Here is a 10,454-nt window from a genome sequence, read left to right as displayed (position 1 = left end):
CGCGCGGGGCGTTATCAGCAGGACGTGTATTAGCGCCACCGCGCATCCCTCCCCCGCTAAAGGGGGAGGGGGCGGCGGGACCCGAAGTGATTGATTAAGACGGACACGCAGCATGGACGACCTCAAGCCTGCCCCCGAGCGCGTCTACGAGACCCCGCCGGGCACCCGCCCGATCGACGAGGCGGAGGCCGCGCGCGCGGCGGGCCTCGCCCACAACGAGCACATCAAGATCGCGAGCGGCTATCTCCGCGGCGGGCTGGCCGACGGGTTGCTCAAGCACGCCACCGGCGCGATCTCGGAGGATGACGGCCAGCTCGTGAAGTTCCACGGGATGTACCTGCAGGACGACCGCGACCTGCGCCCCGAGCGCACGAAGAAGAAGCTCGACAAGGCCTACGCCTTCATGATCCGCCTGCGGATCGCCGGCGGCGTCGTCACCCCGAAGCAGTGGCTGGTCCTCGATCACATCGCGACGACCTATGCGGGCGACGCGATCCGCGCGACCACGCGCCAGACCTTCCAGTACCACGGCGTGATCAAGTCGAACCTCAAGCGCACCATGGCGGCGATCGATTCGGCGCTGCTCGACACCATCGCCGCCTGCGGCGACGTGAACCGCAACGTCATGGCCGCGACGAACCCCGCGCAGGTCCATGCGCACGCGGCGGCCTACGGCCTGGCCAGGGACATCTCGGATTCGCTGCTGCCGAAGACCAATGCGTGGCGCGAGATCTGGCTCGACGGCGAGAAGGTGGTCGGGGGCGAGGAGGAGTTCGAGCCGGTCTACGGCCGCACCTACCTGCCGCGGAAGTTCAAGGTCGTCGTCGCCGTGCCGCCCTCGAACGAGGTCGACGTGTTCGCCCACGACCTCGGCTTCATTGCGATCCTCGACAAGAAGAACAGGCTCACCGGCTGGAACGTCACCGTCGGCGGCGGCATGGGGATGAGCCACGGCGAGCCGGACACCTTCCCCCGCACCGCCGACCTGATGCTGTTCTGCGCGCCAGACGACGCGGTGAAGGTCGCCGAGGCGGTGATGACCGTGCAGCGCGACTGGGGCAACCGCACCAACCGCAAGAACGCCCGGCTCAAGTACACGATCGAGCGTTACGGCCTGGCGGCGTTCCGCGCCGAGGTCGAGACGCGTGTCGGCAAGCGTTTCCCCGATCCGAAGCCCTTCACGTTCACCGGCAACGGCGACCGCTACGGCTGGACCGAGGGCGACGACGGGCGCCACCACCTTACGCTCTATGTTCCCTCGGGCCGGATCAAGGATTACGACGGCGGGGCGCAGTTTCTCTCCGGGCTCCGCCGCATCGCCACCGTCCACGAGGGCGATTTCCGGCTCACCGGCAACCAGAACGTCATCATCGCCAACGTGCCGTCGGAGAAGCGTGCGGAAATCGAGGCGCTGGTTGACGAGTACGGTCTGACCAAGGGCGCGGGCGCGCTGCGGCGCAATTCCATCGCCTGCGTCGCGCTGCCGACCTGCGGCCTCGCGCTCGCCGAGAGCGAGCGTTACCTGCCTGACCTGATGACCGAGCTGGAGCAGAGCCTTGCCCGCCACGGCCTCCAGGACGACGAGATCACGATCCGCTCCACCGGCTGCCCCAACGGCTGCGCCCGCCCCTTCATCGCCGAGATCGGCCTCGTCGGCCGCGGCCCGGAGCGGTACCACCTTTATCTCGGCGCCGCCTTCGACGGCTCGCGGCTGGGCAAGCTCTACCGCGAGGACGTGCCGGCCTCGGAGATCCGCGACACCCTCGACCCGCTGTTTGCCGATTACGCGAGGAGCCGGACGAAGGGCGAACGCTTCGGCGACTTCCTGATCCGCGCCGGCCATGTGGCCAAGACCACCAATGGGCCGGACTTTCACGAGCGGATCGGGGCGTTGAAGCCGGCTGCCTGACGGACCGGCGTTTCGCGATGAGGCGGCTGCATCGGGCCGGGTGCCGGCCGGAATCAGACCGCTGCCGATCGGGAAAGGCCCACCGCGACCGCCCGTTTCGCCCCGATCATCGGTGATCGCCGACGGGAATGAGCGGTCGAAACGTTCGCTGCGCGGTGGTCGGCGGCTGGATTTCCCAGGCCGCCTTCATCCCGGCCGTGGTGCCGACCGGCAACTCCGGGATGACGGCCCTCGTCGCCGGCAAACCCTACGGCGCGGCCTTGGCTTCCGGCCCGTTCGATGCCGTCGCAGCGGCTCGGGGACTCCCGCGGCGATCAGTGCTCCTCGTCCACAAGGCGGCCTGCGATCGCGGTGCCGGAACCTGTGAACCCAGCCAAGCCCCGGCGACCGGGCAGTCATCGGCCGCGTGCAAACCGTATCGCGTGCCCCGCCGACGTGGATTTTGCAGAGCAGCCAGTCGTCGGAAGCCTTCCCGCCGGTGAGCTTGGCCGTATGTCCCGATAAATCGCGACGCCGGCTGAACGAATGCGGAGCGCGGCCGTTATGTCAGGACGCTTCATCGGGGAACGACATGGCCAAGCACGAGATCCTCGGGTATTTCGAACATCGCCGCGACGGAGCTTGGGTCTGTGTCCGGCCGTTCACGCTGACGACCAAGAGCGCCGCCGTGGACATCCGCCAGGGCATGCGCTTCGACTACGGCAAGCGTGTCGGGGGCGTGGATCTGGCCGAGTATCTGGAACAGCTCGGATCGCAGTTCGGCTCCTGAGCCTCTGAAGATCGGATATCGACCAGCCGACGCAGCGACGCGTCGGCTTTTTCGTGCGCGTCACGGCGGTAAGGTCGATCGGATACCTCCCGTGACGGATACGAACAGTACCAGAGCGTCGCCTGGGCCTGAGCGTTCGTCGATCCCGGCCTTCGGGGTTCAGGCACCGCCCCATTGCATTGTCAGGCCGCCATCGACCACCAATGTGTGGCCGGTGACGTAATCCGCGTCGTCGCTGCTGAGGTAGAGGATCGCCTGCGCGATGTCGCCGGGCTGGCCTGCCCTGTGCCACGGGATGTGTTCGAGCGACTGCTCCAGCTTCTTCGGGTCCTCGAAGCGGCCGGCGGTCATCGGCGTCTCGATCAGGCCCGGCGCCACGTTGTTGACGTTGATCCGGTCACCGGCGAGTTCCCGCGACAGGCTTCGGCACAGCGAACCGAGGCCGGCCTTCGACATGCCGTAGGGCGCGCTCTCCGGGGTCGGCAGGTGCTGGGCGACCGACGAGACCATCACGATCTTGCCGCGTCCGCCCTGCGCCCGGCGCAGGCGGATGAACGATCGGGCGCAGAACAGCGGCCCCATCAGGTTGACGCGCAGGATCTGCTCCAGCTTGCCGTCGTCCATCGCGGCGACTTCCATCCCGCTCATCGCCTGGCCGGCATTGGCGACGAGGATGTCGAGTACGCCGAACGCGCCCGCGATCCGATCGAAGGTCGCGCCGACGGAGGCCGGATCGCCGACGTCGTTCTGGATCACCAGCGCCGCGCGGCCGGCGGCCTCCACGCGGCGTGCGGTCTCGGCGATGCCCTCCGCGTCGGTGTTGTACGTGATCGCGACATCCGCGCCGTGCTGCGCGAACAGTTCCGCCGTCGCCCGGCCGATGCCGGAATCGGCGCCGGTGATCAGGGCCTTCTTGCCGTCGAGCTTCATGGTTTCGGTGCTCCGCTCCGCGAGGAACGGCGACCAGGGACGATGCCGTTCCGGGCGCCAATCGCAGGGCGACCGCGATGTTCCGTGCGTCGTCCGCCCCCCGGCATTTTGACGCTCCGCCGGATTGCGGCATACGCTCGGGCGATGAACACCGCCTTCGCATCCGTGGCCGTCCAGATCGAGGAGAGCGCCCCCACGACCCGGTGCCGCATCCTGGCGACGGCCGAGCGATCGTTCCGCGAGATCGGCTACCAGAAGACCACGGTCGCCGACATCGCCAAGACCCTGAAGATGAGCCCGGCCAACGTCTACCGCTTCTTCGATTCGAAGAAGGCGATCAACGAGGCGGTGGTCGAGCGCATCGTCGGCGAGGTCGAGGCGCTGATCTCGCGGATCGCCGACGCGCCGGGATCGAGCGCGGCCGACCGCCTGCGGGCGGTGATCGCGGCGCTGCACCGGGACACCTCCGAACGCTGCGACGCCTTCCCGCGCATGCACGAGATGGTGGAGGCGGCGATGAGCGAGAGCTGGGATGTCTGCCGCCACCACATCGACCGGATCGGCGCTGTGTTCGAGCGGATCGTCGTCGACGGCGTGCGCCGCGGCGAGTTCGAGACGGACGATCCCGCGGCGGCCGCGCGCTGCCTGCACACCGCGATCGCCCGCTACAGCCATCCGATCCTCGTGAGCCAGTACCCGGACGCGCCGGTGCCCGACCTCGCGGTGATGACGGCGTTCCTGCTGCGGAGCCTGCAGCCGGCCGGCTGCCGTTGAGGCGCCGCGCTATTCGGAGGCGGGATTCTCCGGCTGCGGCGGGATGCCGGCACCGGGCTGCTCGCCCGCATACCCCTCGATGATCAGGATCTCGGCCTCGACCCCGCCCTTCTGCTTGGCGCGCGCCGCCCGATAGCTCTCGGAGTTCCAGCAGGCGAGCGCGTCGGCATAGCTCGCGAACTCGATCACCACGTTGCGGGCCCGCGCCGCGCCGACCACCGCCTCGAAGGTCCCGCCGCGCACGAGGAAGCGCCCGCCGAACGCGGCCAAGGCGGCGCCGTTCGCGGCCGCGTAGTCCTTGTAGGCGTCCGCGTCCCGGATATCGGCCCGGACGATCCAGTAGCCGCGCGTCATCGTCGTCTCCCCTGTCACGCCATCGCGGCGATGATGTCCTGCGCCGCCGTCCGCGGATCGGCGGCGGCGGTGATCGGGCGCCCGACCACGACGTGGTCGATGCCGGCGGCGCGCGCGCGGCCCGGCGTCGTCACCCGCTTCTGGTCGCCGGCCTCCGCGCCGGCGGGGCGGATGCCCGGCGTCACGATCAGCCGATCCGGGCCGACGACGCCGCGCACCGCCGCGGCTTCCACGGCGCTGCACACGATCCCGTCGATGCCGGCCTCGGCCGCCTGGAACGCGCGCCGCGCCACGAGTTCCGGCACCGTCAGGCCGTAGCCGGCCTCGCGGGCGTCGGCCTCGTCGTAGGAGGTCAGCACCGTGACCGCGAGGATCTTCGGCCCGTTCGTGCCGCGCCCGCGCACGGCGGCGCGCATGGTCTGCGGATAGGCGTGCACCGTGAGAAAGGTCGCGCCGAGCTCTGTCAGCGCGCGCACCCCCTCCTCCACGGTGTTGCCGATGTCGTGGAGCTTGAGGTCGAGGAACACCTTGAGGCCGCGCGCGGCCAGTTCCGGGACCAGGGCCAGGCCGCCGGCATAGGCCAGCCGGTAGCCGATCTTGTAGAAGGTCGCGGCGTCGCCGATGCGGTCCACGAGCGCGCGGGCGGCGTCGGCCCCGTCGAGGTCGAGGGCGACGATCAGGCGGTCGCGCGGGTCGGTCTCGGCTCGCATCGGCACTCCTTCAGTTCGACGCAGCCGGAGCGGGCGTATCCGGATCGAAGCGTGAGATCGCCGCCCGCTTTCGGCCCCGATCACCGCATCCGATCGATCACGGCAGGCAGTCGAACCTGAAGACACGAAAAGTTTAATCGTCCATCTTCAAGGCGGCGATGAACGCCTCCTGCGGGATCTCGACCCGGCCGAACTGGCGCATCTTCTTCTTGCCCTCCTTCTGCTTGTCCAGGAGCTTGCGCTTGCGCGAGATGTCGCCGCCGTAGCACTTGGCGGTCACGTCCTTGGACAGCGCCTTGATGGTCTCGCGGGCGATGATCTTGCCGCCCAGCGCCGCCTGGATCGGGATCTGGAACAGGTGGCGCGGGATCAGGTCCTTGAGCTTCTCGCACATCGCCCGCCCGCGATGCTCGGCGCGGCTGCGGTGGACCAGCATCGAGAGCGCGTCCACGGGCTCGGCGTTCACCAGGATCGACATCTTCACCAGATCCCCCTCGCGGTAGTCCGAGATGTGGTAGTCGAACGAGGCGTAGCCCTTCGAGATCGACTTCAGCCGGTCGTAGAAATCGAACACCACTTCGTTGAGCGGCAGGTCGTAGATCACCATCGCCCGCTTGCCGACGTAGTTGAGGTCGGCCTGCACGCCGCGCCGGTCCTGGCACAGCTTGAGCACGCCGCCGAGGTACTCGTCGGGCGTCAGCACGGTCGCGCGAATCCACGGCTCCTCGATGGCCGTGATCTTCATCACGTCCGGCATGTCGGCCGGGTTGTGCAGTTCCTTGACCGTCCCGTCGGTCATCTGGAGGTGGTAGACCACCGAGGGCGCGGTGGAGATGAGGTCGAGGTTGAACTCGCGCTCAAGCCTTTCCTGGACGATCTCCAGGTGGAGAAGCCCGAGGAAGCCGCAGCGGAAGCCGAAGCCGAGCGCGGCGCTGGTCTCCATCTCGTAGGAGAAGCTCGCGTCGTTGAGCCGGAGCTTGCTCATCGCGCTGCGCAGGGTCTCGAACTCGGCCGCATCCACCGGGAACAGGCCGCAGAACACCACCGCCTGCACGTCCTTGAAGCCCGGCAGCATCGCCGCGCAGGGACGCTTGTCCTCGGTGATGGTGTCGCCGACGCGGGTGTCGGCGACCTCCTTGATCGAGCCGGTGAAGAAGCCGACCTCGCCGGGGCCGAGTTCGCCGATGTCGGCCATCTTCGGGCGGAACACGCCGATCCTGTCGACCCCGTGCGTCGCGTCGGCGCGCATCATGCGGATGTTCATGCCCTTCTTCAGCACGCCGTCGACGATCCGCACCAGCACGACGACGCCGAGGTAGACGTCGTACCAGGAGTCCACCAGCAGCGCCTTCAGCGGCGCGGCGCGGTCGCCCTTGGGCGGCGGCAGGCGGGTGACGATTGCCTCCAGCACCGCCTCGATGTTGAGCCCGCTTTTCGCCGAGATCGCCACGGCCTCCGACGCGTCGATGCCGATCACCTCCTCGATCTGCGCGCGGATGCGCTCGGGCTCGGCCGCCGGCAGGTCGATCTTGTTGAGGACCGGCACGATCTCGTGGTTGGCGTCGAGCGCCTGGTAGACGTTGGCCAGCGTCTGCGCCTCCACGCCTTGGCTCGCGTCGACCACCAGCAGCGAGCCCTCGCAGGCAGCTAAGCTGCGCGAGACCTCGTAGGCGAAGTCGACGTGGCCGGGCGTATCCATCAGGTTGAGGATGTAATCCTTGCCGTCCTCGGCATGGTATTCCAGGCGCACGGTCTGCGCCTTGATGGTGATGCCGCGCTCCTTCTCGATGTCCATCGAGTCGAGCATCTGCTCCGACATGTCGCGCAGCGCGACGGTGCCGGTCGTCTGGATCAGCCGGTCCGCGAGGGTCGATTTGCCGTGGTCGATATGCGCGACGATCGAGAAGTTGCGGATGTTGTCGATCGGGCAAGTCGTCATCGATGCGGATCTCCGGCGCGAGGCGGCCGGCCCGGGGGGGCCTGCCGGTTGCGCGCCGTCTGATTTCGAGGAAGCGGTTCGCCCGCGGGATAGCAGCCGGACGGGGGAGCGCCAAGCGGAGGCGTCGTCGCGGATCGAGGCGGTCGGACCCGCGATTTTGGCGGCGGCCGCCCTTCGGGCTGCGCGTCGGGGCTTCGGATTTGGACGCCGAACCCCTATCTAGGGACTAGTCCCTCCGCGCGATTCCGTGCCTTGGGTTACGAACTTAGGCAACGAAGCGGAGACCACCGATGGCTCGCACTCCTCCGAACGGGCGCTCGCCCAGCATCACGATGTCGGACTTCAACGCGCGGGTGAAGCGCGTGCTCGAAGGCAACGAGGAGGTGACGCGCGGCGCGCCGAAGGCGTCGCCCGGCTGGACCCGCCGGCGCACGCGCCCGCTGCTCGGCAACGACGCTCAGCCGAGCCAGGCCGCTCCGGACGCGGCCGAGGCGGTCGCCGCCCCCGCCGAGGAAGCCTGAGCGTCCGGTCCGCGCGCCATCGCGGCGCGCGGCCATCGACGGCGCAGGATCGCCGCGGAGCCGAACCGGGCGATCCCGTGTCAGTGAAGCCGTGCCTGAGCCAATTGGATTGGGCACGGCGCCTGGTTCCCGCCTCGGCGCACTTTCGCGACGAACCGGCATTCACTTTGTTGGAGTGCGCTCTAGCGGCCGCGGTCGCGGATCAGCCGCTCGATCTCGGCCTCTCCGTGCGAGCGGGCCTTGGCCTCGGTCGGATGCTTGCGGTCGGAGCGTTGGTGCAGCTTCCCGTGCTTGCGGATGGTCCATTGGAATGGGCCGGCCGCATCGCCGACGGGGCGCACGTCCAGGCTGAAGGGGTAGGTGTCGGTCTGAGTCTCGGTCATGACCCCGATATGGCATGCGCGATCCCGCCTCGCCATACCGGCCGGCGCGACGCGAGGGCGCAAAACCGGCAGATCCGGCGCTTTTTGCAGGAATTCGCTCTTCGATCGTTCCGCATCCCATCACGGGCGCGGCGTCTCCGCGGCTTGTCGGGCCTGCGCCGCCATGACAACCAGCACCTTGCGCAGCGCGCCCATGTCGCGGACCAGGTCCGGATAGATCACCCGCGCGGTCCGGTCACCGGCCATCAGGTCCATGCCCTCGGGGTCGAGCCCGGTGAGGCGCCAGCCCTCCCCCTGGCCGCCCCCAGCGGCGGCGGCATAGAGCGCGAGCGCGTCGGCATGGTCGGCGTTCATGTGCTCGATCGCGCCGCGCTCGCCCGTCACGAGCCCGTCCGCCTGCGACAGGTCGAGGAGGAGTTCGTCCCGGGCGAGCGTCGCCGCCTTGGCGAAGCCGCCGTTGAGGTGCCCGGCCTCCGGGCTCAGGGCGAAGAACCCGAAATCGGGGAAGTCGGCGTAGAGCTTCGCCTTCGGGTGGCGGGCAAGGAAGCGTTCGCGCGCCCGCGGCTCGGTGGTGCGCGCGGCCCGTCCGACGACGGTGAGCCGCGGATGGGCGAGCGGATCGCCCTTGCCGCCGGCGGAGAACAGCAGCGAGCAGCGCGGGTCGGCGATCAGGTTGCGGGTGTGACCGGAGAGCTGCGACAACAGCATCAGCGGCGTGCCGTCGACGTCGGTGGCGATGGTCGCGAGCGAGGCGAAGGGCGTGCCGTCGGCATCGAGCGTCGCCAGCGCGCCGGAGCGGATGCTGCGCAGCAACCGGCGCGACAGGCCGATCGCGTCGAAGGGCGCCTGCGCCGCCGGCAGAGGCCGGGCCGGGCCGGGCCGCCCGCCGGAGCCCTGCGATTGGCCGATCGCCGCGTTGTCGGATGTCTCGTCCATCGGCCCGCCGCTCCCCGAAGGCGCGCGAAAAAGCTCCGCGCGCGCCGCATCATAGGAGCAAGTCGCGCCCGCAGACGAGGCCATAGCCGCGCGGCGCATTGGCCCGATACGGCCAAGCTACCACCGCCGCTCGCTTTTTTCCGGCGTTCGGCCTAAAGCACCTGACCTCCTACGCGAAACGGACACGGTCTCACGGCACGTGGTCGCGTTCGCGTTTTTGCCTGCCCCGTCCGGGGCCGGAGGCGGAGACGGGTCGATCGACGGGCCCGCACCGTCCCGTTCAGTCAAGGAACGCGCATGCCGACCATCGCCCTCGTCGACGACGACCGCAACATCCTCACCTCGGTGTCGATCGCGCTGGAGACCGAAGGCTACCGCATCCAGACCTACACCGACGGCGCCTCGGCGCTCGACGGGCTGAAGCACTCGCCCCCGGACCTGGCGATCTTCGACATCAAGATGCCGCGCATGGACGGGATGGAGCTTCTCCGACGCCTGCGGCAGAAATCCGACCTCCCCGTGATCTTCCTGACCTCGAAGGACGAGGAGATCGACGAGCTGTTCGGCCTGAAGATGGGCGCCGACGACTTCATCCATAAGCCGTTCTCGCAGCGCCTGCTGGTGGAGCGGGTCAAGGCGGTGCTGCGCCGCTTCGCCCCCAAGGACGGGCCGGGCGCCGCGGCGCGGGAGGCGGATGCGGCCGCCCGCTCGCTGGAGCGCGGCTCGCTGATGATGGACCCGGAGCGCCACACCTGCACCTGGAAGGGCGAGCCGGTGACGCTCACGGTCACCGAGTTCCTGATCCTGCAGGCGCTGGCCCACCGCCCTGGCGTCGTGAAGAGCCGCAACGCGCTGATGGACGCGGCCTACGACGATCAAGTCTACGTCGACGACCGCACCATCGACAGCCACATCAAGCGGCTGCGCAAGAAGTTCAAGGTGACGGATACCGCCTTCGACATGATCGAGACGCTATACGGCGTCGGCTACCGCTTCAAGGAAGGCTGAGATCCCGTCCCGGCCGCCCGCCATCCCAGGATGATCCCTCGAAGACCGGACCGTCGTGACCGCGCAGACCGATGAAGAGCCGCGCCGCGGCCCGCTCGCATGGCCGCGCGCCTCGTGGGACGCGATCGGCCAGCGGGCCTCGTCCAGCCTGACGCGCCGCATCGTCGTGCTCAACCTCGTCGGGCTGATCGCGCTGCTCGTCGGCTTCCTGTACCTGAACC

General features: G+C 69.1%; 12 protein-coding genes. 6 read left to right on the top strand and 6 right to left on the bottom strand.

Annotation, left to right across the window (positions count from 1 at the left end; translation table 11 throughout):
- The first annotated feature begins 112 nt into the window (after positions 1-112).
- Together ACFE86_RS18150 and ACFE86_RS18145 are read left to right on the top strand one after the other, a co-directional pair.
- Positions 113-1,909 (top strand): NADPH-dependent assimilatory sulfite reductase hemoprotein subunit, encoded by a 1,797-nt coding sequence (locus ACFE86_RS18150; protein WP_375456719.1) that lies wholly within the window; start codon positions 113-115, stop codon positions 1,907-1,909.
- Between the two features lie 571 nt (positions 1,910-2,480).
- On the top strand, positions 2,481-2,678 hold the full coding sequence (locus ACFE86_RS18145; protein ID WP_147842373.1) for a hypothetical protein: 198 nt from the start codon (positions 2,481-2,483) through the stop codon (positions 2,676-2,678).
- Positions 2,679-2,837: 159 nt separating this feature from the next.
- Here ACFE86_RS18145 and ACFE86_RS18140 read toward each other — a convergent pair whose 3' ends face one another.
- Positions 2,838-3,608: an SDR family NAD(P)-dependent oxidoreductase gene (locus ACFE86_RS18140; RefSeq protein ID WP_375456718.1), complete on the bottom strand. Its 771-nt coding sequence runs from the start codon at positions 3,606-3,608 to the stop codon at positions 2,838-2,840.
- A 144-nt stretch (positions 3,609-3,752) separates the two neighbouring features.
- Between ACFE86_RS18140 and ACFE86_RS18135 the strand changes: the two genes are divergently transcribed.
- Positions 3,753-4,382 (top strand): TetR/AcrR family transcriptional regulator, encoded by a 630-nt coding sequence (locus ACFE86_RS18135; protein WP_375456717.1) that lies wholly within the window; start codon positions 3,753-3,755, stop codon positions 4,380-4,382.
- A gap of 9 nt (positions 4,383-4,391) precedes the next feature.
- On the opposite strand, the gene ACFE86_RS18130 is transcribed toward ACFE86_RS18135, so the two are convergent.
- The 3 genes from ACFE86_RS18130 to lepA all read right to left on the bottom strand — a co-directional run bounded on the left by ACFE86_RS18130 (position 4,392) and on the right by lepA (position 7,385).
- Complete coding sequence (locus tag ACFE86_RS18130) at positions 4,392-4,736, bottom strand: DUF1330 domain-containing protein (RefSeq protein WP_375456716.1); 345 nt, start codon at positions 4,734-4,736, stop codon at positions 4,392-4,394.
- 14 nt (positions 4,737-4,750) lie between these two features.
- Positions 4,751-5,446: an orotidine-5'-phosphate decarboxylase gene (gene pyrF / locus ACFE86_RS18125; protein WP_375456715.1), complete on the bottom strand. Its 696-nt coding sequence runs from the start codon at positions 5,444-5,446 to the stop codon at positions 4,751-4,753.
- Between the two features lie 133 nt (positions 5,447-5,579).
- On the bottom strand, positions 5,580-7,385 hold the full coding sequence (gene lepA, locus ACFE86_RS18120; protein ID WP_375456714.1) for a translation elongation factor 4: 1,806 nt from the start codon (positions 7,383-7,385) through the stop codon (positions 5,580-5,582).
- 290 nt (positions 7,386-7,675) lie between these two features.
- Here lepA and ACFE86_RS18115 point away from each other — a divergent pair, with 290 nt between their 5' ends.
- Positions 7,676-7,906 carry a hypothetical protein gene (locus ACFE86_RS18115; RefSeq protein WP_375456713.1) on the top strand — a complete coding sequence of 77 codons (231 nt, stop codon included), beginning with the start codon at positions 7,676-7,678 and terminating at the stop codon, positions 7,904-7,906.
- A 182-nt stretch (positions 7,907-8,088) separates the two neighbouring features.
- Here ACFE86_RS18115 and ACFE86_RS18110 read toward each other — a convergent pair whose 3' ends face one another.
- Both ACFE86_RS18110 and ACFE86_RS18105 read right to left on the bottom strand, forming a co-directional pair.
- On the bottom strand, positions 8,089-8,289 hold the full coding sequence (locus ACFE86_RS18110) for a hypothetical protein (RefSeq protein ID WP_375456712.1): 201 nt from the start codon (positions 8,287-8,289) through the stop codon (positions 8,089-8,091).
- A 120-nt stretch (positions 8,290-8,409) separates the two neighbouring features.
- Positions 8,410-9,225, bottom strand: coding sequence for a HugZ family protein (locus tag ACFE86_RS18105; RefSeq protein ID WP_375456711.1), 816 nt, complete (start codon positions 9,223-9,225; stop codon positions 8,410-8,412).
- Positions 9,226-9,522: 297 nt separating this feature from the next.
- On the opposite strand from ACFE86_RS18105, the gene ACFE86_RS18100 reads away from it, so the two are divergent.
- Positions 9,523-10,233, top strand: coding sequence for a response regulator transcription factor (locus ACFE86_RS18100; RefSeq protein ID WP_147728688.1), 711 nt, complete (start codon positions 9,523-9,525; stop codon positions 10,231-10,233).
- 55 nt (positions 10,234-10,288) lie between these two features.
- A partial coding sequence (locus tag ACFE86_RS18095; protein WP_375456720.1) for a sensor N-terminal transmembrane domain-containing protein occupies positions 10,289-10,454 on the top strand: 166 nt, incomplete at its 3' end.

It is taken from the genome of uncultured Methylobacterium sp., assembly GCF_964244095.1.
Taxonomy (GTDB): domain Bacteria; phylum Pseudomonadota; class Alphaproteobacteria; order Rhizobiales; family Beijerinckiaceae; genus Methylobacterium.
The sequence above is the reverse complement of the archived record's forward strand: the minus strand, read 5'-3'. Positions and strand labels throughout refer to the sequence as shown.